Raw genomic sequence first — 23,826 nt, forward strand, 5'->3', positions numbered from 1 at the left:
CAGTCAGTCCTGGACGAGACCGGGCGTCGGCATACGGCCGCCGGCTTCGACATACAGGCCCCAGTCGCCGGCGGTGTCACCGGAGACCGAGCCGAGTTCGACGAGCGTGTCGTTATCGCGTTCCATGTTGCTTCCCTTCTCAGACACAAGGAAACGACCGGGGGCCGGCCTCGGGCCGGTCCCCGGAGCGCTGGTCAGTCCTGGCTGAGTCCGAGCGGCTTGAACTTGCCGTTCGTTTCGATGCCGACGTCTTCGCTGCCCGCGGTGTCGCCGGTAACGCTGCCGAGTTCGATCAACTCATTGAGTTCGCGGTCCATGATCGCTTCCTTCCATGATTGCCGCGGAATTGCGGCCCTCTCGAAGCTAGGGAGGCCGCGCCGTATAGGAATTTAATACGACTCATATTCTCCGAATATTATCCAGCGGCTCGGACCGGCGCCGGATTTCGGCCGCGACGCGGCCGGCATATGACGCGCGGCGGCGATGGAAGCGCGTGATTTTACTGCGTAAAGCGCTCCATCGACCGAACCGGTAATCGTCCGCCATCGCCGTGAGCGCGTCGCCCACAGACCCATCGACACGAACCTCCAATGTGCGGATTGTCATGCTTCGCTCGACACAATTGATGATGGTAGCGCGAAGTTCGCCGTTGCTGCTGCCGATTGCGATGGTCCGGAAGAGGCCATTGAGCCCCTCAGGATAGGCCTGGTGATTCGCGAGCGAGATCAGTCCGCCTGGCAAATCGGGCCTCGGCGTCCTCCCCTTCAACGCCAGCGAGAGAAGGGCGCCGGTCCACCAATAGAGTTCGACCAAATCCGCCTCATTAAGAAGGGGCTGCCGAAACCCCTCCTGATGCCAGCTCTCGATGATCCGCTCGCCCGACAGGCGATACAGGGCATCGCGAACGGGGGTAGCGCTGGCCGCCAGCGACTTTGCGAGCTGCGCCGCCTCGAGGCGCGTACCGGGCGGATAGGTGCCCGACAGGATACGCGCCTTGAGGTCCAGATAGACCCGCTCCATCGTGGTGCCCGGGCTCATGCCGCGAGCGTCCCGTCTCCGCCCGCCGATCTTTGGTCGCCGATATAGTCGGCAAGAAGCGCCTGCTGGTCGGGCCGGAGCGCATCAACGGCTGCGATCGGGTCGGGGGGATAGCCGCGGAACAGGATCGAGGGACACTGGCCCTCGAAGTTGCCGAGGTTTGGGCGATGCTGTACATAGCCGGTCAAGGCCGCCAGCTCCGGCGGAAAGTCCTTCGCGACGTCGGGTGGATAGGCGAGCCACTGGTTCTCATATGGTTTCAGCCAGCCAAGGCAGTAGCTGATGATGATCCCGCGCCGCACCGACGCGCTGCAATTGCCGCCGGCTCCGTGGAGCGTCGAACCCAGGAAGACGATGGCATCGCCCGGCATGGTCTCGGCAATGATCGGCTCCTCCGCCGGTTCCTCGATGAGCGCCTCGAGCCCATGGCTTTTCGGCCAGATGATCGTGGCGCCATTCTCGGTGGTGAAGGGCGTCAGCGGCCACATCACATTCACGAGATATTCGACCTCACCGAGTGTGCCCTGCCACATATCTTGATCGCGGTGCGGGAATTGCGGAAGCGCTCCCGGATGCAGCTCAATCGCTTGGGCGAGATTGAGCTGGATGCGCTCACACCAGTCGCCGAGCGCGGCCTCGGCGAGGGCGAGGATCGCCGGGTTCATGACCAATGCGCCAACATGCGGCGAGCGGATGAGCAGGCGGCCGAAGCGCTTGGTGCGTGTCCCATAGAAGCCGCCCTCGCAAAAGGGCGTCGCGGCGTATCGCGGATCGAGGTCGCGATCGATCGCCGCGATCAGCTCGGCGGGAACGGCTTCGCGAACGATCGCGTAGCCGTTTTCCTTGAGCGCCCGCATCGAAGCAGAGGGCGGCTGGTGGCTATCGACTGGAGCGATATCGGTAATCATGGTCCCGCTCCTTTCACGCTGCATTGGCCGCGACCGGCGTCGCAGCGCTGCCCGAAACAATCCCCGCCGACTTGAGCCTTGCGGGGGTGTCGGCGTCGATCTCGATCCGCAGCGAGGTCAGCGCGCGGCCGTCGTAAATGCCGGCTTCGCCGAGCGCCTTGCAGTCCCAGCCAAAGGTCCGGATCTGAGCGAACCAGTCGAGCTCTGCGACGCCGGTGTAGGAGCGGATGCCGTTGGCGAGCGCATAGTCTACCAGCCCGACAAGAAGCGTGTCGCGCGCGGTGCGGCGCTGGCGCGCACCGATCCCCGGCGACAGGCAGAAGCGCGTGATCTCGAAGATGTCGGGGCCGGACGGCGGGATGCCGTCGACGAGGCCGGGGAAGAGACCATCGAGAAGAGCCGGGCGCGTGGTGGGAAGGAGGCGCGCCGAGGCGAGATGCCCGCCCTCCTGATCGCCGACGATCAGATAGGTCGCATGGGGATCGTCGAAATGATCGATCTCGAACCGGTCGGCGAGCACCGGCAGGTCCCATTTCAGAAGATCGATGAAGACGCGCTTACGCGCCTCGAACATCGCGCGGAGCAATTGATGCTCGTGCGCGCGGTTGGAATGGTCGATTACCGAAAGCATGGATGTGTCTCCTTTTCGAAAGAGACCATCCAATTGAACGGCTTTTTGCCACTCCACCATAGCACGATCGGGGGGTGTCGGCGAAAAAAGTTCAGCGCTTGGCGATATCCTCGTAGCTGAGGTCGCCGGCATAAAGCGCGCGCACCGTCAGCGTGATCCCACCATTCGCGTCGTAACGCTGCCGCGCGTTGCGAAGATGCTCGCGAACCGTGTCGGGACTGAGATCGAGGATGCGTCCAACCTTCGGGGCACTGTTGCCTTTGGCGGACAAGATCAGACATTCGCGCTGGCGGTCCGTCAGCCGCGGCCCGACCTGCGCGAGTTCGGGATTGGCGAGCAGCCGCGCGGCTTCGAAGGCTGGCCCACCGATCATTCGGGCAAAGAGGAGCGCCATATCATTCGCGGCGATCCCCGGCGTCCAGGCGAAGGACACCGAACCATGCGCCTCGCCAGGAATATGCGCCGGTATGGTAAGCCCGTCTCCTATTCCGTGCCGCTGCGCCTCACTGAGAACCAGTTCGTCCTCGGGGCGTTCGCCCGAAAGCGGCTTCATGTTGCGCCAGAAGAAACCCTCGAGACTGCGGTGACTGGCGCGATGCACCGGATCGGTAAGCCCTAGGCCGCGCTCGTCAAACCAGCGGGCCCAATCCTCGGGATAGTTGTGGACGCGAACACCCCTGTCGGGAGCCGCGAGGAAATCGACATGGTGGCTCAGCGCGAACCAGGAACAGCCCATGCGCGCGCAGGCCTCCGCCAGCAGATCGGCCAGACCCGCCGCATCCTTCACCCGCGTGACGTCGAGCGCAAAAGCATGCGCAGCGTCCATCGTCGGCATTGCGACCCATGGCAGCGGACGGCAGTCGTCGCCAAGTCGGCCGACCGTCCCTGCTCCTCGTCATGGCCTGCGAGCGGTGCCCTCTCAATGGGCCGTCCCGCCGGCGACGGGTGATCGCCGCTGGTCATAGCGATCTACAATGATGTAAATTTGCGGATGTTACGAATATATTTCAATTATATTCGGGAGATAGAACCAGATTGGGGCCATTTTGCCGAAAGCGTCCGAATGCCCGACGGCTGTCATCGGCCCCGCTTGCGAAAATCCCAGACCGGAAGGCCGATCTTCGCAGCCTTGTCGGCGAGATTGTCCTGGATGCCGGTGCCGGGGAAGATGATGACCCCGACCGGCAGTGCTTCGAGCATCCGGTCGTTGCGCTTGAACGGCGCGGACTTGCCATGCCGGCTCCAGTCGGGACGGAAGGCCACCTGCGTCACCTTGCGGGTTTCGGCCCAGCAGGCGGCGATGCGTTCGGCCCCCGTCGGCGTTGCCCCATGGAGCAGGATCATATCGGGATGGCGGTCGCGTGCGCGATCGAGAGCATCCCAGATCGCCCTATGATCGTCGACATCAGCGCCGCCGGTGAACAGGATGCGCGTGCCCTCGGGAAGAAGTGCAGCCGCTTTCTGGCGCAACCGCGCGTCGAGAAAGTCACGGCTGTCGATCATCGCCGCGGTCATCGACCGGTGATGCGCGCGCGATCCGGTGCGCGGTGACCAGGCCTTGCGGCAGTGGGTCCGAAATTGTTCGGCGGCGCTTTCGCGGAAGAATTCCATCGCATCGCGCCGTTCGATCAGGCTGATCCCCTGCTGCACGAGGCGTTCGAGCTCGACCGACCGGATCTCGCTCCCGTCCTGTTCGCGCTGGGCTCGGCGTTGCGCCTGTTCATTGTCGTCGAGGCTGCGTTCGACCCGCTCCCCCGCGCGGTGGAAGAGGTTGACGACGTTCCAGAGGAGCTCTTCGAGATCGGGCTCGATCCGCGTATCGTCGAGACAGCCGACAAGGGCATCGAATATGTCGGCGACAGCGCCGGCCGCCAGGCGGGCATCGGGCAGCGGGCGCGGGTCGGGTTCGTCTTCGAAGGGGCGATGTCCGAAGAGTTGCATCTCCTGAAGGAGGAGATGGGTGGCGCCGGCTTCGGCAGGATCGTCGGCGGGTTCGGTGGGGCTCAACATGATCGTCTCCAGTCGGGTTTTGCCGCGCTCGCGCGGCCTTCGCGGCGACCCCTCGCGGCGCGCCGTACCGAACTGCACCGCGGCCCCGGCCGCGGCCGAAGCCGAAGGCGGAGGATGGCGGGCGAAGGCTATTTTGTTTCGCGATGCAAAGGGGCGCCGCGCGCCCCGGCGGAAAATAGCCGCCCGCCCGCCATTGCGGGCCCGGTACGGTTCGCCGCAGTCGCCCTCTTGCGAAGGCCGGAGCGCGGCCACCCCGTGGTGCTGCATCAGCACCGGTCCATCCCTCGCCCGCCCTCCTTCCGGCCGATGCTGAGGCGTCAGAGCAGGAGTGAACGATCCGCAGTCCGGAGCTGGGATCGAAGCGAGCCGATCATTCGCTGTCGGCCGAGTGTCATGAGATCGGCATTGAAGTCGCCGCGATCCGCTTCGAGCGCGATGACCTCGATGCCGAGCGGCCGGGCTCGGTCGCAAAGCGTCCCGAAGGCGGCCGCACCCGCCGGGTCGTCGTCACGCGCGACATACAGTCGCTGCAGTCCGCGCGGGAAGGTCAACGCTCCCAGATGGGCCGCCGAAAGGGCGGCGATCATCGGCAGGGCTGGTGTGATCTGACGCAAAGACAGGATGGTTTCGATGCCTTCGCCCGCCGCCATGACCGCAGCCGACGTGCCGAACCGAACGCCATGACCGAGCAATTGGCCCATGGCGCGCCGCGGATAGGCAACCGGCGCCTTGTCGCAGGCGGCCGAGTCGAGCCAGGTGCGATGGACTCCGGTGACATTGCCCGCCTCGTCAGTGATCGCCGCGATCAGGGCGGGCCATGCCCGGCGGACATCGGGGGCGTCGTCCTCGGATGGATGATAGAAGCAATGGGGATGGAAACGAAGCCATTCGGCATCGCGAAGGTCGCCGATCGCGCGGGCAGACAGATAGGCGCGGGCAAGGGTGCCGCTGAGCGGCTTCGATCCGGCCCATAGCCTGCGGGCGGCCTCGGGGGTGCCGCGCGGTGCTTTACGCGGAGCCGGATTTCGGTCGCCGGGCATGACGGCAGGCAGGCTCAGAAAGCGGCGCGCCTCGTCGAGCGTGTCGCGGAAGGATGTATGGCCGCAGCTCGCGGCGATGACATCGAGAAGATCGCCATGATCGCCGCTGGCGGCATCGGTCCATTTGCCAGCGGACCGAAGACCGTCGGCGGTGCCAGAAAGGCGAACGTAAAGGCTGCGGCCCGGCGAATTACGGACGTCACCGACCATCCAATAATGTCCCTCGCGGCGTCCATGGGAGAGATATCGGCGGCAAACCGCCTCGGCATCGTCGGCGAGGCGTCGCGCGACCTCGGCTGCAGGACTCGACATGGGGGCCTCCTTCACAAGACAGGCTGCGCGCGATCCCGCCCGGTGGAGCGGGTCAGGAAGGCATGCGGCGGTCTGGCAGCCCCTGCCGGACACCTCCGATGTTCGCGCGGAGCGTCCTGATTTCAAGGGCCAGCGAAAAAATGGGGAGCCCGGCACAGCGCCGAACTCCCCGAATGATAGTCGGTGGCGTTATTCGGCGGCAATCGCTTCGATGTCGTCGTCGCCCAGCTCGTCATGGCCCGCTTCGATTGCAGGGCCATCGTCATTGGCCGCAGCCAGCTCCCCATCACCGTCGGGCTCGTCGATGACGGGCGTGCGCAGCGGATGTGCAAGCCAGCCGGTGCCTTTGAGCAGGTCCTCGGCGGCGCTCGCCATCTCGGGCTTCTTCAGTCCCGCAATCCGCGCCGCCGCTTCGGCCCCGCAAGCCTCTTCGACGGCATCGAGGATCCCCGGCTTGGTCACCCGTCCGAGGTAATTGGCCGTGGTAGCAACCCAGCCCGCCTGGACCATGTCGAGGCCCGACGCCCGCGCGAGGATGTGCGAATGGTCGATCCGGCTCGCCACCGCGCGGGCCGACACCCGGCCTTCATTATAGCGGGTCGCCGGCTCCCACACCGCATTGACGCCGAAGGAGACGCAGTGCGCGAACAGTGCTGCCTGGTCATCAGCGTCGAGACCGGCAAGCACGTCCCACAGATCGGCGGTCGCATCGGGCAGCCGCTCGGACCAGCCTTCGTGCCGTTCGCGAATGGCCCGCGCGGACGGCGTATCGTTGAGCCCCGCATCATAGCCGACCATCGAATGATTGCGCAGCGCGATGCCGACGCAACTCGCCGAGGAGGCATAGGTGTAGAAGCATTCGAGAACGATGGCGTGGAGCATCGCCGCAAACGCCACCAGCGGGCTTGCGGCCAGCGCGTCGCGCAGCGCAAGGGTGCGGTGCGCGGTGAGGTCGGTCACGAGCTTGTCCGGAAGCGGGCGGACGAGATCATCCGGATCTTCGCCCTCGCCGGTGCCGCCTTCTTCCGGAGATGTCGCGCCGACCGCATCTTCCTGCATTTCGTCGCCGATCACGCCGCCGGCCGCTTCCTCGCCGCCCGCAGCTTCCTCGTCAACGGGCTCTTGCGGCTCGTCCTCGGGACGAACGAAGCCGCGTTCGATATGCAGCGACCCGTCGACATCGATGCTCACGAAGGTGCCGGCGATCGCCACTTCCTCCGGGTCGTAGATCAGCGGCTTCGAGACGAGCGGCGCGATCTCCTCGTCGATCGCATCGATCCGGGCACTGATTTCATCGGGGATGTCCTCGGCGCCCGCCCATTCGTCTTCGAGCCGGTCGGCTTCCTCGCGCAGCGCTTCGATCCGCGCCTCATCGTCGGCGCTCGTCTCGGCCGCCACGCCATCGAGCGGGCGGTGGCCGAAGGTGTGGCCATAGGGGAAGTCGACCGCCGTCTCGATCCACTTCCAGCCTTCCGCCGCGACACGCGCAACCTCGGCTTCGAACTTCTCGGCCTGCAGCCGGTCGAGCAGCGCGACGTCCTCGAGCCAGCCGCCGTCATCGCTTTCGAAGAGATCGCGAAGAATATGTCCGCCTGCCTCGCGATAGGCGTCGAGGGTGACGAACTGGACGCGCTTGTCCGATGCCCGAACCTTGTCCTCGGTCAGCCGCGCGCGGATATACCAGGGCTGCTGGGTGTGGCTCGAGGCGAGCATATCCCAGACCTGTTCCTGCCGCGCGTGATCGCTCGACACCGAAAAGGACATCAGCTGTTCGAGCGTCATGCCGTCATCGGCGTAGATGTCGTGGAGCTTGGGCGAGACCTCGGCGAGCTTGAGGCGCTGTTTCACGACCGCGGGCGTGACCATGAAGGTCGCCGCGATCGTTTCGATGTCGGTGCCCTGTTCGACGAGCTTCTGCATCGACCGGAACTGGTCGAGCGGATGCAGCGGTTCGCGATGGACATTTTCGGCGAGCGAATCCTCTTCGGCCGACACGGCATCATCCTCGCGGACGATGCAGGGCACGGGCTCGGTCTTCGCCAGGCGCCGCTGTTTCACCAGCATCTGGAGCGCGCGGAAGCGGCGACCGCCGGCCGGGACTTCGAAGCGACCGGTTTCCTGGCCCGCCTCGTCGCGCTGGGCGCGAACAGTCAGGCTCTGGAGGAGGCCGCGCCGCGCGATGTCCGCGGCAAGGCTGTCGATCGACACCCCGGCCTTCACGCGCCGCACATTGGCCTGGCTCAGCACGAGCGCGCTGAAGGGAATTTCCCGCGCGCCGCTGAGGGTGATTTTTGCCTGTTTCGTCATGATGCTTCTCCATGACAGGCCGCCGCGAGACTCTCTCCCGGCTCTCAGCCCGTCATGGCTCCGGCGCAGCCCTCTCCCTCTGAAGGGAAAGGACCACGCCGCCGGCGAACGCGAGATTTGCTCAGTGGACCGAGGCCAGAAGCTTGGCACCCTTGGCTTCCAGCTCGAGCCGTCCATCCTGATGCGGACGCTCGCGGGCCAGCGCGGTGATCCCCTGCACGAAGTCGAAGATCGATGCGGGCGGGTGCCCCTCTTCCTGCAGCACGCTGCGGATGATCCGCTCGCTCTCGCCCTTCGAGAAGCCGCGTTTGCGCAGGAAGGTCTGCCGATCGTCATCGTCGCGCGCGACGATCGCGGCCCGAGCGGCCTTGATGCCGTTCATAAAGGAGACCGGCGAGGAAGAGGCGAAGCGTTCGAGCGCGGGCGCCGCTTCCTGCGCGAAGCGACCGGCCGCGAACTTGCTGTGCCGGATGCTGATCTCTTCGAAGCCCTCGGCGCCCCAGATGTTCCGGTTCATGCAGACGGCGCGAAGATAGAAGGTCGCCATGCCGAGGGCTTTCGACCCGACCTCGCTGTTCCAGCAGTAGAAGCCGCGGAAGAAGAGGTCGGGATCGCCGTTGGGCAGACGACCGGCCTCGATCGGATTGGCGTCGTCGACAAGGAAGAGGAAGACGTCGCGGTCGCTGGCGTAGAGCGTCGTCGTATCTTTCATGACCTCGACGAAGGGATTGTGGCGCATCGTCGACCAGTCGAGGAGCCCCGGCACCTTCCACCGCGTGTCGCCAGTGCCATTGCCCGCGATCTTCATGACCGCGGCGACAAGCTCATGATCCCAGATGCGGCCATAATCGGGGCCGGTCACGGCACGCAGCTCGGTGCGCCCGTCGCCGGTCTCGAGCGTCTTCACCAATTCCCCGCGATGCGCGAGCAGACCGTGCTGCATGTTGATGCCCGCCAATGCGGCGGGAAGCTGGCGCAGATAGGCCGACGGCGCCCCGACGAGACTGCACATTTGCCCGAAAGACCAGTGCGTGGGTGCAACCGGCGCTTCGCGGTCGGGAAGGAGCAGGCTCAGTCGCTCGGGTTCGTCGGGCGCGGCGATGACGCGAATGGCGCGGGTTTCGACAGTCCGCGCAGTCGCGGTCTCGGCCCGCGCGCGCACTGCATCATAAAGGTCGGAGAGCGACAGGTAGCGCTCGTCGTCGGGCCGGGAGAACCATTCGGACGAGACGCGGCCGATGCGCCGGCCTCGCGAGATATCGACCTTGTAGCCCGGGGACGAATCGCGGGCGAGGGTGCTGGGTAGAAGTGTCATGGCGTGTCTCCGCGACGGGTCCGGAAGACTCTCTCCCGGTTTCAACCCGTCACCTGGCCCCTCTCTCCTCTCCCTCTGCGGCCGCCGAAGGGGGCCGCGCTTCGCGGCGGGACATCGCACCACCGACGCAGGTGCCGGCCGAGACCGCTTGCTGCTATCGCAATCGGGTGCGCGCCAGGTCCGGCTGGATGGGCCTGCTTCGGCGGTTATCCGTCGGTCAGATCGTAGAGGCTGCGATCATCCTGTGGGTGCGGCTCGAACTTCGGCAATAAAGTCGAGAAGAGCGGGCGCGATGAACCGACCGAAATCGCGGCTTGTTTTCACGTTCGATGACAGCGAAGCCGCCGCCAATCGGCCACGGGGAATGATGCTCGCAAGCTCTTCGGCCAGCGACTGCGGGTGTCTCGCGTCGTCACCCGCGAACAAGATGACCGGAACGGAAATGACGGCAAGCTCTTCGGGATCTTTAAAGGATCGGTCGCGACCGATCGCCGCAGCCGCGGCAATGCTCTCCGCATCGGAACGCGGGATCGCCTCGCAAACCATCGCGCCGATGATCGGAGATAGATGCGGCAAGAGGGGCTCCCATCCGGCCAGAATGCCGTCACGCTGTACTCGCAAGGCGAACGCCTCCATCATCCGGATTTCAGCCTCCTTTGCCTTATCGTCCTCGATATCCTCGATCCCGATCGCGATGACAGCCAGAACATAGGTCGGAAGATCCACCGCGAAGCGGAGTGCTATCGTCGATCCAAGTCCGGCGCCTCCGATGATGGCGCGCGAGAAACCAAGGGCGTCAAGCAACGCGACTGCATCGGATACATATTGGGCCCAAGTGTGGCGCGCCGTGTCGCGACATCGCGATCGGCCATAGCCGCGCACATCGGGAAGTATTACCGCATATTCGTCCGGGATTGTCTCGATCAGGGGCAGGAACATTGCGTGATCGGGTCCGCCACCGTGGCATAGCAGGATCGGCGTTGGATTCTCGATCCCTGGAGCCGCCGCCGACACCCAGGCAGACAACTCACATCGATCATCGCCCAGAAACCGGATCTCGGCCAGAGCCGCTTGCCTCGACATGATCGCCTCTCCTTCATTCTCGGGCCTAGGCGGTGTCTGCAGCTTCGCCGTCGCGAAGAAAGCGAGCGACGATGCAGCCATCATCGCTTATTCCGTCGCGGCGGGCATCGTCTAGAATGCCCTCCAGTTCCAGCCTCCCGATCGGGTCGTCGTCATTTTCCAGGAGACCGCGGGCCGATCGTTCGACTTCGGCGACGTCGAGCGGCGAAAGGATAAGGCGGCAAAAATAGTCGATCGAAAATTCTTCGGCTGCAAACATAGAGATTAGTTCGATCGCCGTGGGGCAGGCGTTGTGCACATATCCGCTCTTGCGGTCGCGCCTCTTCAGCCAGTTGTCATAGCGTCGTGCGACGCGCTGGGAAGCAAGGGTGTCGTCGAACCAGCAATCCAGGATGAGCACGGCGCAGCGCGCGACGCGCGACGCCTCGCGCAATGCTCTCGGCAAATTCTCCGTATGATGTGCGACATAATCGAGCGTCACGACGTCGAAACTGCGGTCTTCGAATGGCAGCGCTTCGGCACGACATGAAATGACGTCCAAACCCCGGGATCGCGCGCGGACGCAAGCTTGGGTTTCCGGCTCGATCCCGACAGTGCGGGCGATGCCCGCTTCGCGCGCTGCGACGAGAAGATCGCCCGTGCCGCATCCGACGTCGAGTAAGGTTGCCGGCTTGAGAGCGACAATTTCGTCGAGCAATTGGCGCTTATATTCCCCATGGGGACGGGCGGCGGACGAACGCTTCGTGGACTGGATCATCATGGGTAGGCGCATAAGGTCTCCGTCGATTGCGAAGACGATGCTGAGCGTTGGAGACTATGTCCGATAGATGATATCAGGACATAATGAATTCACTATCCGACAAGAATGCTCCTTCGGTCTCGATCGAGGTGGAACGAGCCACATTCCATGCACGAAGCATCGGGGAGTGGCACCGGCACCCAGTAGTCCAACTGATATACCCGAGCAGGGGGGTCATGATATTGCACACCCGTGAGGGACAATGGGTCGTTCCGCCCCAGCAGGGCGTTTGGCTGCCCGCGGACCATGAGCATCGCGTCGAGACCTCGGGCGGTTTCGAGATGTACAGCATATATTGTTTCGGCAGCATTCTACGGAGGCTGCCGAAAGAAGCCGGGCTAACTTCCGTGAGCCCCTTGATGCGCGAGATCATTTTTGCGGCCGCAGGCACGGGCGCAGGGGCGCGTCAGCGGCATCTGGCCTTCCTCTTCGCCGACGAGATGGCGTTGAAAATATCGCCTGCCCTGACGATCCCGTCGGTCACAGCGCCCCGTATCGCGCAAATCGCCGCGGCACTCGATCGCAATCCCGGCGACCGGAGGAGCCTCGAAGCCTGGTCGGAGCAACTCCATATCTCGAGCCGAAGCCTTGCGCGGCTGTTCCAACGCGATACCGGAACAGGCTTTACCGCGTTTCGGAACCAGATTCGGCTCAAGGCCGCGCTCTTGCGGCTGGCGCAGGGCGAGGCGGTCACATCGATCGCGCTCGAACTCGGTTTTGGGACGGCGAGTAACTTTATCCGCTCGTTTCGCGAACTGACCGGTGTAACGCCGGCACGCTACTTTCCCGATCGCAAGCGGAATCGAGACAATTAGTCTCCCGCTCTCACCGAGAGTGGCTTGGCGCGCAAGTTTTTGCGCAATCGGCGCGTGACATTCTGTTTTACCTAGCTGGGAGTCGGCGAAGTTGTATAGACGACTTATGAACCCTTCGCTCACTCGAAAATCCCCCGCTTCAGAATCTCGGCCCCGCGAGGCAACCCGGCCGCCCGAAGAGACGGGAGGCGAGGTGATGCCCCGGTACGTCGCCATCAAGCAAAGCATTTGCGATGCAGTGCGGGACGGCCGCCTCAACCCAGGAGACCGGGTGCCGTCGGAAGCGGAGCTGGTTCAGCAGTTCGACGTTTCGCGGATGACCGCGAACCGCGCTCTACGCGAGTTGCAGGCGGCGGGCGTCGTCGTGCGGCGCGCCGGCAGCGGATCGTTCATCGCAGAGCCAAAGCCGATCGGCCAGATGATTGAAATCCGCAACATCGCCGAGGAAATCCGGGAGCGCGGTCATGCGTACCGCGCCCGCGTGATCCAGAACCGCGAAGAGCGCGCCAATGTAGAGACGGCGCCGCTGCTCGAGGTGTCCGTGGGCACGAAATTGTTCCATTCGATCATCGTCCATCACGAAGCCGAATTTCCGATACAGATAGAAGAGAGGTTCGTTCTCGCGTCGATCGCCCCCGACTATGGCACGCTCGACTTCACGCGGATGACACCAAATGAATATCTGACGCGCATTGCACCGCTCGAACGGGTCGAGCATCGCGTTTGCTCGACGATGCCCGACGAGCGGATGCGCGGCATGCTGGGATTGTCCGACGGCGAACCGGTGCTCCAGATGACGCGCCGGACTTGGAGCCGCTCGCGCCTTGTGTCGCATGCCTGGCTGACACACCCCGGAACACGCTTCGAGCTGTCAGCCGCCTTTTCGATCGACGATTGAGGCCGGTCAGCCGGTGCGGGTGACCACGACCGGCTTGCGGCGCCGGCGCAGCCAACGGAAGTCGGCTTTGCTGAAGCTTTTGAACAGCAGGTAGAAGCCGGTTCCCGACAGCCATAGTACACCGAAGGCGACGAAGATGATCAGCGGGTGGTTGAAGCTCGACCGGTTGATATAGTCCATATTGTGGAGCATCCAGAAGAAGTCCCATGTGCGCCAGGTATCGCCGCGCATCACGAGAAAGCGGGCGGTATCGAGCGAGACATAGGCGCTGCTGTTCTCGTCGTCCGCGAAATCGACGCGCCACATCGCCCCCTCATGATCGCGCGATTCGAGGTTCGGCTTGGCGATTACGCTCACCTCTCGGATCGGCGCCTCGTTCATCATGGAGGCGACTTCGCGCGCCATGGCCTCGTCGACCCGGATGTGCTCGCCGCTTGTCGCGTCGACGAGACGGACGCCTTTTGCGGAGCGCACTTCATAGACCGGCCGGGTTCCGAGATCGCGAAGGATCACGCCCGTGACAGGTTCGCCGCGCGGCAGGGCCGCCACGTCGAAATATTCCCCCGGTGGCAGTGGATGCGCATGCGACATCCCGCCGCCGTGCCCGCCGACCTTATCCTTGTCGAGCAGCGCCATCACCGATCCGCTGAGCGCCCAGAGCAGGAACTGGAGACCCAGGATCAGCCCGACCCATTTGTGGATGCGCCGGAAGAAGAGCGGCGTCAGTCGGATGCGTTTCATGCCTGCTTCCTCTTGCGGCGTTTGAAGGACCAGATCAGCAACCACGCCCCGCTGATCGCCATCGCGAAGACGCTCCAGGTCGCGACGCGGAGCAACGGGTTGTTGACGTCGGTCCGCTCATCATAGTCCATGATGTGGAGCATCCACGCGAAGTCGAACACGCGCCACAATGCGTGCCGGCGCGAGATAAGCTCACCGGTCGTCGGCGACAGATAGAGCGTCGGGCGGTTCCAGCCCTCGAACTCGACCTGCCAATAGGGCGGCTTGCGCGACTGCATTTCCTGTGGCGCTTCGGTCAACAGCCGCACCGACACGATCTTGCCGTCGCCGGTGTAGATGCGCCGCGCCTGCTCGCGGACCTGGGACTCGGTAAGCGCAGGCAGCGGCGCACCCGAGCGGGCATCGAACAGCCGCGCCCCTTCGGGAGTTTCAGCGCGCCAGACGGGGCGATCGAAGAACCGCTGCAAGCGAACCTCGGACGCACCGGGCGCGGCCGCAACGATCCGCGACGGCGGCGCGAGGCCCGCGAGGTCGAAGGGCTGAACCATCGGCGCGCGCACGAGATGGTCGCCATGGATGGTGTCGATATGCACGACCACCATGTAGAAGCCGGTCAGCGTCCAGAGCAGCGCCTGGACGCCGACCACCAAGGCCAGCCATTTATGCGTTCGCCGGACGAGCAGCGGCCAACGGATCGCCATATCGATTACCCTCAGAACGCGGTGCGGAAGCCGACGTAGAAACGCCGTCCGAGCAGGTCATAGGTCATCGTGTCGGTGTTCGCATCGGTGAAGCTCTGGATATAGGGCGCCTTGCGATCGAAAAGATTGTCGACACCGACCTGGAACCGGGTCTTCTCGTCGATTTCGAAAGCGACCTGGAGATTGTGGTAGAAGACATTCGGCGTGCTGTAGCCGATGTCGCCGGGGGCCGCATTGAAGTCGGTCGCCTTGCCGATCCACTGGGTCGACCAGGTCGCGCTGACCCCGTCCTTTTCAGCGGTCAGCACGCCATAGCCGCGCCATTTCGGATAGCCGCCATTGCCGCCGCCGATAAAGCCGTCGAAGTCGATCGGCGCGCCGCCGGGGAAAGGCAGGACCACATATTTGTTGAGATAGGTCACGTTGACGTCGAGCGAGACGTTCACGCTGCCGATGTCATTGTTGTAAACGAGACCCAGATCGAGGCCGTTCATTTCTTCGCGGCCCGTGTTGATCGGTTGCGCGGAGAGGAAGGTAACCTCGCCGGTCAACGGGCTGCGGGTAAAATCTTCGCAGAAGGGATGCGAAAGATTCTGGCTCGCATAACAAATGCTGAGCTTTGTCGAGCCCGGAATAGCACGGATCGCATCCTTGATCTTGATGTCGAACCAGTCGGCAGTGAGCGAGAGTCCCGGAACCAGTCCCTTCGGTGAAATCACCGTCCCGACGGTCCAGGTCGTCGAGCTTTCGGGTTTCAGATTCTCGTTGCCGCCGACCGTTGTCAGGATCGTTGTACCGAGCTGAACATAATTGGCCGGCACGCCCGACGCCTGACAATTGGCGATCAGTGTCGCATTGCCGCTGGTCGAATAGCGCGAGCAGGGGTCGGTGGTCGTCAGATTGCCCTCGGAGACGCCGCCGAACAATTCGGGGACGTTCGGAATGCGAAAGCCGGTGCCGTAGGTGCCGCGCAGGCGGAAGCTGTCATTGATGACCCAGTCGACGCTCCCCTTGTAGTTCCAGTCGCTGCCGAACAGGTCGTAGTTCGAGTAGCGAACCGCGCCGTCGAGGGTAAGCGACTGGAAGAAGGGTGTGTCGGCCAGAACGGGCACCGACAGTTCGAGATAGGCTTCCTTCGCCGTGCTCGTTCCGGAGATCGGATCCTGCTGGTTGGTGTTGGCAATACCGAGCACCGTCAGCGGATCGGGATCGCGCCAACCCTTTTCCTTGCGATAGACGACACCCGCCGCGAAGGAGACGGGGCCTGCGGGCAGCTTGAAGAGATCGCCGTTGATATCGGCGGTGACCGTCGCAAGCTCGTTGCCGCCGCGGTCGCGCGACGTGAACAGGATATAGTCGAGAACCTCCGGGGTCAGGTCGCCGAACCCGAGATAGTCGGCGCAGGGGATCGTGGCACCGGCAGCAAGACTGCACTTGGTCGTATCGAGGGAATTCGCCACTCGCTCGAGATTGGCGATGTTGGTCGAACCATCGACCGCGGTGTTGCGGCCGAAGGCGCCCGCGATTTCCCATCCCCAATCGTTAGAGAGCTTGCCGCGGAGGCCAAACGTACCCTGCCAGGTATCGGTTTCCTGGAAGAATTGGCGCGGGCCGGGCTCGGCGAGGCGGCGCTGGATGAGGACGATATTCTGCCCCGTCGGATTGGTGGGATTGCTCGCCGCGATCGAGAGGTTGCGCAGCGTTCCGGGCGTCGCGATCTGATTCGACTTGCGGAAGGTGTAAAGGAATTCGCCGAACGCCTCGATATTGTCAGTGATGTCATAGTCGGCGAAAAACGCCGTGCTCACGCGCTCGACCGGGCTCACCGCGTTGAGGAACGGGTTCGAGTTGAAGTTGTGCTTGGCAGCGCTGTACGGCTCGAAGAAGTTGCCGTTACCGCCCAGCACCTGATTGAAGTTGATCTGCTGGCCGTTCGGCAGCACCGCGCGGCCGCCGATCGTCGAGGCGCTGTTCACGCAGCTCAGCATGCCGGGCGTGGTTTCGGCAAGCGAGCAAGGCGCGCGCGTTGCCATATTGACCGCGCTCGTCTTCTGATAGGTGACCGCCGCCATGAAACCGCCGCGATCGTTGCGGACGCCCCACAGGAGGTCGGCGGTGAAGTCCGAGCCATCGCCCTTTTCGGTGATGCCTTGGCGCACGCTGAGGCCGAGGCCTTCATAGTCAGTGCGGGTCACGAGGTTGACCACGCCCGCCATCGCGTCGGCGCCATAGATCGCCGAGGCGCCGTCCTTGAGCACATCGGTGCGCGCGAGCGCCGCGACCGGGATCATGTTAAGATCGGGCGAGGAGTTCGCGCCGGTGCCGCCCGCGACGAGGCGGCGGCCGTTGAGCAGAACAAGCGTGCGCTTGATGCCGAGACCGCGCAGGTTCACCTGCGCCGTGCCATATCCATTGTTCGCCCAATAGGCGGAGGTCTGGTTGCCTGCGAAGCCGGCGTTGGCGGGAAGGCGCTGCAGCACCGTCTCGATATTGACGACGCCGGTGTTCTCGATCTGCTCGGCCGACACGACGGTCGCGGGGCCGACGCCCGCGAGATCCTGGCGACGAATGCGCGAGCCGGTCACGACGATGTCCGATCCGTTCGGAGCATCCTCCGCGGCGGGTGACTGCGTCGCAGCATCGCTCTGCGCGAGCGCTGGCGTTGCAAAGGTCGCGACCGCTGCGGCGCTGGCGAGCAAAATTGTCCTGGTCATCATAGCGAAACCCCCTGATGGTTGGCTGATTCCCCTCAGAGAGCATCAAATGTATATACAGGTCAATAGGAATTTATTGAATCATATCAATTGGTTATGAAGTAAATTCCGGGCGCACGATACCTACTAGATACGCACCCCAAAGCTCTACCCCTCATCAATTTTGAAATTTTTTCCGGCCTGAGCCTTTTCGCGCAAGGAGCCGGCGGGCCCCTCCCTCGGCTTGCTTATGAAATGACATGATTAAGTGGGTCGGCACAGCTTGGGGGCGCGACCGACTTGAGCCGCTCAATGCGAAAGTATCTGTTCGAGAAAGGTCCGTGCGCGTTCGCTTTTCGGCGCGGCGAAAAAATCTGCCGGCCTTGCGTCTTCGATGATCTGGCCCTGATCCATGAAAAGCATGCGATCGGCCGCCTCGCGCGCGAATCCCATTTCGTGCGTCACGCACACCATCGTCCGTCCTTCGCCGGCAAGGGACGTCATCACATCGAGTACCTCCTTGATCATCTCGGGATCGAGCGCCGATGTCGGCTCGTCGAAGAGAAGAATCCGGGGCTCCATCGCCAGAGCGCGGGCTATCGCGGCCCGCTGTTGCTGCCCTCCCGAGAGCTGCCCCGGATATTTGCCCGCCTGGTCGCCAATCCTCACCTTGTCCAAATAGGATATGGCGCGCGCCTCCGCCTCCGGAAGAGACAAGCCGCCGAGCAGGACGGGCGCGAGGGTGCAATTCTCCAGCACCGTCTTGTGCGGGAACAGATTGAACTGCTGAAAAACCATGCCAATGGCGCGGAGCGCCGCAACGGCCTCTCGCGACGCGTCGGTTATCCTGGTTCCCTCGATCAGGACGGCACCGGAGTCGGGCACCTCGAGCCTGTTCATGCAGCGAATGAGCGTCGATTTGCCGGAGCCTGAAGGGCCGCAAATCACGATCCGCTCGCGCGGGGCGATTTCGAGGTCGATCGAGCGGAGGGCATGATAGGCGCCATAATATTTGTCGACCTGCCGCAAGCTGACGGCCGCGTGGCCCGAGGCATCGGTCATGACGCCTGCCCCCGGCCGCGTATCGCCCGTACCCGCGCGAAGGCTGCGGCGAGGTCGGCGATCAGATCCTGCGGCGCTTCGAGGCCGGCGTGAATACGGATCAGCGCCCCATCTGCCTCGCCATTGGGAAAATCGCGGATCGGAGCGGGCCACGCCGGAACCGCGAGGCTTTCGAAGCCGCCCCAACTCGAACCGAGCTGGAACAGCGAGAATTCGTTGAAAAAGGCGCTGGTTTCCGGAGGGGTAAGACCATCGAGCTGAACACCGAACAATCCGGACGCTCCGGTGAAATCCCGCTTCCAGATCGCATGGCCGGGATCGGAAGGATGGGCCGGATAGCGGACCGCGACCACTTCGGGTTGCTGGGCGAACCATTCGATCAGCGTCGCCGCGGTACGCTGGTGGCGTTCAAGGCGGGCATCGAGCGTCCTGATGCCCCGGTGGACGAGATAGCAATTGTCGGGACTCGCGCAGTTGCCCCAGCGCGCCGCCGCATCCTTGAGCTGGCGGTAGACGGCATCGCTGGCGGCGGTCATCGTGCCGAGCAGACAGTCGGAGTGCCCCGAGAGATATTTGGTTGCCGAAGCAAGCGAGATGTCGACCCCATGGGCCAACGGTTTGAAGAAAAGCGGCGTCGCCCAGGTGTTGTCGAGAGCGGTCAATATGCCCCGGCTGCGTGCAACCGCCGTGATCGCGGGGACGTCGATCATATCGAATGTCTGCGAGCCCGGGGTCTCCATGTAGATGAGCCGGGTGTTGCTGCGGCACAGCCCGGCAATCTCCGCTCCGATATCGGGCCGGAAATATTCCACCTCGACCCCGAAGCGCGCGAGAACGTCGGTCAGAAACTTGCGGGTCGGCCCATAGACGCAATCCGCAACGAGCAGATGATCGCCCCCGGCCACGAAAGCCGTGAGGGCTAGCGCGATCGCGCTGGTTCCAGACGAGGTGATGACGGTGGCGCAGCCGCCTTCGAGTTCGCTGACGGCCTCGGCGAGCGCAAAGGTCGTTCGCGTTCCGTACAGGCCATAGATGACCTCATCGTAGAGACCCTGGTGCCGGTCCATATAGGCCTCGACGCTGCCGTAGATAATGGTGGAGGCTCGATCGACGGGCGGATTGATGAGGCCCCGCTGATCGCGCGGGCGGGGACCGCCGTGAACGGCACGCGTCGGGTCCTGCCAGGCGTGCCCTTTCGGGCTTGCCGGCTCCCCGGGCCATTTTCTGTCGTGATTATCCTGCATAGTTTAGTTTCCGTTCGATCTTCATGCTGAGCCGGGACAGGGAGAAACAGAGGAGGAAAAAGATTGTCCCGGTAAAAAGATAGGCTTCGGCGAAATAGGGTCGCCATTGCGCCTCGACGTAGGAGAGGCGGGTCGTCTGCAACAAATCGAAGACGCCGACGATGAGGACGAGCGTCGTGTTCTTGACCTCGCTGATCGAAGTGTTGACCAGCCCCGGCACGCTGACTTTCAGCGCCTGCGGCAACAGGATATGGCGCCGCGCCTGCCATTTGGTGAGGCCAAGAGCATGCGCGGCCTCGGCTTGCCCGACGGGAACCGCCAGCAGGCCGCCCCGGATGACCTCGGCCATATAGGCGGCAGTGAAGAATATGAGCGCGAGCTGGACGCGCGGCAGGCTGTCGATCGAGAGATAGGAGGGCACGAACAGCGGGAACAGGACCGCAGCGAGGAAGAGCACTCCGATCAGCGGCGTTCCGCGAACCAGCTCGATGAAGGCGACGCTCGGCCAGCGAATGCCGCGCCGCGCCGACCTGCGGCCGAACGCGAGGAGTATAGCCAATGGAAAAGCGCCGACCACCGCAAGGCTCGCGAGCAGCAATGTGACCGGCAGGCCGCTCCACTTCTCCATCGGGACATAGGAAAGGCCCGCGAATCCTCCTCGTAGCAGAAGTACCGCCACGGCGATTGCGCCGAGCCAGACAAGCCCGAGGCGGCTGCGCCAGAATCGCGGGACGAAGGAGAAGGCAAGGCATGAAAGCAGCGCGGCCGCCGCTGCTGCGGACCGCCACTGCTCGGCTTCGGGATAGGTGCCAAACAATATCAGCCGCGCATTTTCGCGGAGGAATGGCCAGCAAGCACCGCTGGCCAAACGGCAATCGGCCGCGCCCCCGGCGAAGGTCGCGTCGAACAGCAGCCACGAGAGCCCCTTGCCGGCGAAAGCCGCGGTCATGGCGAGGATCGCGATGGTGAGTATCGACTGGCGTCCTCCTCTGAACAGATTGCGCCGTATCCACGACGGCCAGGCGGTCGCCGAGCGCAGCGGAAAGGGTTCGAGGGGCGCCGACTGGATGCTCCGGCCGGGCTGCCCGGCGACGCTCCAGCCCAACTGGCGGGCATAGAGGCCGGTGACGAACGACAAGGATAGCGAAAGCAGCAGGAAGGTCGCGACGATCAGGCCGACGCCCTCGATCGCCTGCCCTGTCTGACTGATGACGGTATCGACCACCGAGACAAATTCGGGATATCCGATCGCGACCCCCAGGGAGCTGTTCTTGATCGTGTTGAGATGCCAGCTCGTCATCGGCGGTATGGCGATGCGCAGCGCTTGCGGCATCACGATCCGTCCCATTGTTTGCGCGGGCGACAGGCCGAGCGCTTTGGCGGCCTCGCTCTGCCCTGCGGGAACGGCGAGGATCGCGCCGCGGAATATCTCGGCCAGATAGGCCGAGGCATAGACCGAAAGGCTGGCGACCAGCGTCAGAAACTCCGTGGAGAGCGACAATCCGCCGACGGTTCCGAAGCGCCCCGCCCGCGGCAGATCGATCCCGCCCCACAGCAAGAGCGGCACCAGGGAGATGCCGGCGAAGGCCAGCGCAGTGCGCGTGCGAACGGCTCCTCGCCGCACGGCACCCAGCAGGATCGCACAGGCGACGATCGCGATGAGAAAGACCGGCCGTCCCGGATCGGCCAAGGAGAGCGCGGGGAGGTGCAATCCCCGATTATCGAGGTCGAACGGTCCGACGGCGCCCGGGCCGGGTCCGGGCAGACCGAACAGCAGCGCGGCGTACCAGACGAACATCTGGAGCAGCAGCGGAATATTGCGAACCAGCTCGATATAAAGGCCGGAGAGCCTCGCAAGCAGCCAGTTGGACGACAGGCGCGCCATGCAGACCGCGAGGCCGAGCAAGGTCGAGAAGATGATGCCGAGCGCCGATATCAGGAGCGTGTTGAGAAGACCCACCGCCAGCGCCGCGGCATAGGAATCGCCCGGCGCGTAAGCAATCAGCGTTTCGCCAATCGCGAAACCCGCCCGGTCGAACAGGAAACCGAACCCCGTCCGGATGTTTCGGTCCGCGAGATTGTCCGCCAATGTCGCAAACAGGCCGTAGGCGACCACAAGCCCGCCCGCGATCAGCAGCCAGGGTAACGCAGCGATGGCAAGCCGCCTGTGTTTATGAGTCATCGCATCGGCAACGGGTAGATCAGCCCGCCGTCCCGATAGAGCTTATTCTGTCCGCGTTCGACGCCGAGCGGCGTAATGTGCCGGTCGAAGATTTCGCCATAATTGCCGGTCGCCTCGATTGCCCGGTACGCCCAGTCATCGTCAAGGCCGAGCGACTTGCCGAATCCGGGCAAGCCGCCGAGCATCTTGCGCACTTCAGGGTCGCGCGAGGCCATCCGCATGCGCGCGGCATTCGCGCGGGTGACCCCCATTTCCTCGGCAGCGAAGAGCGCGTTCAGCACCCATTTGTTGATCTCGTACCATTGCTCGTCGTCGCTGCGCACGACTGGGCCGACCGGTTCTTTGGTGAGCCGCTCGGGCAGCACCACATAATCGTCGGGATGCGCGGTGTCGGCCAGGCGGATCACCGTCAGCGTGAAGGCATCGGTGGTCATTGCGTCGCACCGCCCGGCAAAGAAGGCGAGCTTGGCTTCCTCGGGATTCTCGAACACGACGGACTGGAAACGCAGCCCCTTGCGCTCGAAATATTCGGCGGTGTTGAGTTCGGAGGTCGTCCCCTTGGTGATGCAGATCGATGCGCCATCGAGATCCGTCGGAAGCCGCACACCCGATCGCCGGGGCACCAGGAAGCTCTGCCCGTCATAATACATGGTGCCGACGAAATTCACCCCGAGGTCGGTGTCGCGCGTCAGCGTCCATGTCGTCGTCCGCGACAGGACGTCGGCCTCGCCCGTCTGCACGATCGTGAAGCGCTTGTTCGAGGCGACCGGCATGAACCGGACCTTGCGGGCATCGCCGAGGACCGCAGCGGCGAGCGCCCGGCAGTAATCGACGAAGAAGCCCTGCCAGCGTCCGCGTTTGTCGAGATAGGACATGCCGAGCTGCCCCGTATGAATTGCGCAATTGAGCGTTCCGCGCGCGCGAATCCGCGCAAGCGTCGATCCCTTCGCCGCGGCGATTTCATGCCCACCGGTGCCGGCGGGCTCGCGGCCGCAGCCGCCGAGTAACAGGGCGCCTGCGGCGAGCAGCGCCGGTAACCAGCGGCGCGATGCGTGCGACCTATTCATAAACGAGGCTTTCAATGCTAGCGCCATAAGAAATAGCTATAGGGAGCGATGTCCGATGAACCTGCGTCACCTCGAAGCCTTCAGGGCCGTGATGCTCTCGGGATCGGTCACCCAGGCCGCGCAGTCGCTCAACCTGTCGCAACCCGCGGTGAGCAAGATGCTTGCCGAGCTCGAGCATCAGCTGGGCTTTCAGCTCTTCCTGCGTTCGCGCGGCAGCGCGCTCACCGTGACGCCCGAAGCCGACGCCTTTTTCTACGAAGTCGAGCGGAGCTTCTCGGGCATTGCGGCCCTGAAGCGGGTAGCGGAAGACATCCGCAACATGGCGACCGGCACGCTCCGGATCGCCGCCCTTCCGGCGCTCGCGGTCAGTTTCCTGCCGCGTGTGATCGCGGCCTTTCGCGAGACACATCCCGGCGTCACCGTTCAGCTCCAGACCCGCAGTTCCTCGACGGTGCGGCAATGGATGGCGAACCAGCAGTTCGACATCGGGCTCGCGACGCCGGCGCGCGAATTGCCCGGCATAAGGATGGAGCGCTTCCTGCGCTGCCCCGGCGCCTGCGTTCTCCCTGCCGGCCACCGCTTGGCCGTCAAGGACGTCATCCGGCCGGCCGATCTCGAGGGCGAGCCCTTCATTTCGCTCGCGCTCGAGGACGGCGTGCGTCACCGCATCGACCGCATTTTCGAGGACGCGGGCGTCCACCGCGAGATGGTCATCGAAACCCAATATGCGATGACCATCTGCGCGCTTGTCATGCAGGGGGTCGGATGTTCGATTCTCAACCCCGTGACCGCAGCGGATTATGCCGAGCGGGGCCTTACGGTCCGTGATTTCGCGCCGGAGGTCCATTTCGAATATATGCTCTTCACGCCGAAGTTGAGGCCGATGTCCCAAGTCGCTGCGGCCTTTATCGCGGTGCTCGAATCCCACCGCGACGCGATGTTCGGCTCCGACGCCAGCTGAAGACACAAGACGCCGCACG

General features: G+C 64.0%; 22 protein-coding genes. 3 read left to right on the forward strand and 19 right to left on the reverse strand.

Annotated features, from left to right (window positions below):
* Positions 1-3: 3 nt before the first annotated feature.
* The 12 genes from ACOTSS_RS15620 to ACOTSS_RS15675 all read right to left on the reverse strand — a co-directional run bounded on the left by ACOTSS_RS15620 (position 4) and on the right by ACOTSS_RS15675 (position 11,404).
* The gene (locus tag ACOTSS_RS15620; RefSeq protein WP_255265931.1) at positions 4-126 is read right to left on the reverse strand and encodes a hypothetical protein; all 123 of its coding nucleotides are present in this window, start codon (positions 124-126) and stop codon (positions 4-6) included.
* Between the two features lie 68 nt (positions 127-194).
* Positions 195-317, reverse strand: coding sequence for a hypothetical protein (locus ACOTSS_RS15625; protein ID WP_255265930.1), 123 nt, complete (start codon positions 315-317; stop codon positions 195-197).
* An 82-nt stretch (positions 318-399) separates the two neighbouring features.
* On the reverse strand, positions 400-1,038 hold the full coding sequence (locus ACOTSS_RS15630) for a GntR family transcriptional regulator (protein WP_052181958.1): 639 nt from the start codon (positions 1,036-1,038) through the stop codon (positions 400-402).
* Positions 1,035-1,946 carry a phytanoyl-CoA dioxygenase family protein gene (locus ACOTSS_RS15635; protein WP_037553312.1) on the reverse strand — a complete coding sequence of 304 codons (912 nt, stop codon included), beginning with the start codon at positions 1,944-1,946 and terminating at the stop codon, positions 1,035-1,037. Before ACOTSS_RS15635 ends, ACOTSS_RS15630 begins: the two co-directional genes overlap by 4 nt.
* 13 nt (positions 1,947-1,959) lie before the next feature.
* A complete protein-coding gene (locus ACOTSS_RS15640; RefSeq protein WP_052181957.1) occupies positions 1,960-2,577 on the reverse strand; it encodes an acyl-homoserine-lactone synthase in 618 nt (205 codons plus the stop codon).
* Between the two features lie 91 nt (positions 2,578-2,668).
* Positions 2,669-3,403, reverse strand: a complete 735-nt coding sequence (locus tag ACOTSS_RS15645; RefSeq protein WP_052181956.1) for a helix-turn-helix transcriptional regulator — start codon at positions 3,401-3,403, stop codon at positions 2,669-2,671.
* Positions 3,404-3,654: 251 nt separating this feature from the next.
* Entirely contained in the window at positions 3,655-4,587 is a 933-nt protein-coding gene (locus ACOTSS_RS15650) for a DUF2493 domain-containing protein (protein ID WP_037553311.1), read from the reverse strand.
* A gap of 317 nt (positions 4,588-4,904) precedes the next feature.
* Positions 4,905-5,939, reverse strand: a complete 1,035-nt coding sequence (locus ACOTSS_RS15655; RefSeq protein WP_037553310.1) for a DUF7146 domain-containing protein — start codon at positions 5,937-5,939, stop codon at positions 4,905-4,907.
* Between the two features lie 189 nt (positions 5,940-6,128).
* Entirely contained in the window at positions 6,129-8,246 is a 2,118-nt protein-coding gene (locus ACOTSS_RS15660; RefSeq protein ID WP_037553309.1) for a ParB/RepB/Spo0J family partition protein, read from the reverse strand.
* A gap of 121 nt (positions 8,247-8,367) precedes the next feature.
* On the reverse strand, positions 8,368-9,561 hold the full coding sequence (locus ACOTSS_RS15665; RefSeq protein WP_037553308.1) for a hypothetical protein: 1,194 nt from the start codon (positions 9,559-9,561) through the stop codon (positions 8,368-8,370).
* Positions 9,562-9,798: 237 nt separating this feature from the next.
* The gene (locus ACOTSS_RS15670; protein WP_197411521.1) at positions 9,799-10,728 is read right to left on the reverse strand and encodes an alpha/beta fold hydrolase; all 930 of its coding nucleotides are present in this window, start codon (positions 10,726-10,728) and stop codon (positions 9,799-9,801) included.
* On the reverse strand, positions 10,670-11,404 hold the full coding sequence (locus ACOTSS_RS15675) for a class I SAM-dependent methyltransferase (RefSeq protein ID WP_052181955.1): 735 nt from the start codon (positions 11,402-11,404) through the stop codon (positions 10,670-10,672). Before ACOTSS_RS15675 ends, ACOTSS_RS15670 begins: the two co-directional genes overlap by 59 nt.
* A gap of 83 nt (positions 11,405-11,487) precedes the next feature.
* On the opposite strand from ACOTSS_RS15675, the gene ACOTSS_RS15680 reads away from it, so the two are divergent.
* Together ACOTSS_RS15680 and hutC are read left to right on the forward strand one after the other, a co-directional pair.
* Entirely contained in the window at positions 11,488-12,258 is a 771-nt protein-coding gene (locus tag ACOTSS_RS15680; protein WP_081932949.1) for an AraC family transcriptional regulator, read from the forward strand.
* 106 nt (positions 12,259-12,364) lie between these two features.
* On the forward strand, positions 12,365-13,156 hold the full coding sequence (gene hutC / locus ACOTSS_RS15685) for a histidine utilization repressor (RefSeq protein WP_037553307.1): 792 nt from the start codon (positions 12,365-12,367) through the stop codon (positions 13,154-13,156).
* 6 nt (positions 13,157-13,162) lie between these two features.
* Here hutC and ACOTSS_RS15690 read toward each other — a convergent pair whose 3' ends face one another.
* The 7 genes from ACOTSS_RS15690 to ACOTSS_RS15720 form a co-directional block, all read right to left on the reverse strand.
* Positions 13,163-13,897, reverse strand: a complete 735-nt coding sequence (locus tag ACOTSS_RS15690; protein ID WP_037553306.1) for a PepSY domain-containing protein — start codon at positions 13,895-13,897, stop codon at positions 13,163-13,165.
* Positions 13,894-14,598 (reverse strand): PepSY domain-containing protein, encoded by a 705-nt coding sequence (locus ACOTSS_RS15695; protein WP_011542692.1) that lies wholly within the window; start codon positions 14,596-14,598, stop codon positions 13,894-13,896. Before ACOTSS_RS15695 ends, ACOTSS_RS15690 begins: the two co-directional genes overlap by 4 nt.
* 11 nt (positions 14,599-14,609) lie before the next feature.
* Positions 14,610-17,315 (reverse strand): TonB-dependent receptor domain-containing protein, encoded by a 2,706-nt coding sequence (locus ACOTSS_RS15700; protein WP_037553305.1) that lies wholly within the window; start codon positions 17,313-17,315, stop codon positions 14,610-14,612.
* Between the two features lie 285 nt (positions 17,316-17,600).
* Positions 17,601-18,353: an amino acid ABC transporter ATP-binding protein gene (locus ACOTSS_RS15705; protein WP_037553304.1), complete on the reverse strand. Its 753-nt coding sequence runs from the start codon at positions 18,351-18,353 to the stop codon at positions 17,601-17,603.
* Entirely contained in the window at positions 18,350-19,597 is a 1,248-nt protein-coding gene (metC, locus tag ACOTSS_RS15710; RefSeq protein ID WP_037553302.1) for a cystathionine beta-lyase, read from the reverse strand. The genes ACOTSS_RS15705 and metC overlap by 4 nt, the downstream gene beginning before the upstream one ends.
* A complete protein-coding gene (locus tag ACOTSS_RS15715; protein WP_223181174.1) occupies positions 19,587-21,779 on the reverse strand; it encodes an ABC transporter permease subunit in 2,193 nt (730 codons plus the stop codon). The genes metC and ACOTSS_RS15715 overlap by 11 nt, the downstream gene beginning before the upstream one ends.
* Positions 21,776-22,846, reverse strand: a complete 1,071-nt coding sequence (locus ACOTSS_RS15720; RefSeq protein ID WP_003046368.1) for an amino acid ABC transporter substrate-binding protein — start codon at positions 22,844-22,846, stop codon at positions 21,776-21,778. The genes ACOTSS_RS15715 and ACOTSS_RS15720 overlap by 4 nt, the downstream gene beginning before the upstream one ends.
* A gap of 55 nt (positions 22,847-22,901) precedes the next feature.
* Between ACOTSS_RS15720 and ACOTSS_RS15725 the strand changes: the two genes are divergently transcribed.
* Entirely contained in the window at positions 22,902-23,807 is a 906-nt protein-coding gene (locus tag ACOTSS_RS15725) for a LysR substrate-binding domain-containing protein (RefSeq protein WP_003046376.1), read from the forward strand.
* Positions 23,808-23,826: the final 19 nt, after the last annotated feature.

The organism is Sphingopyxis sp. NJF-3 (assembly GCF_053514865.1).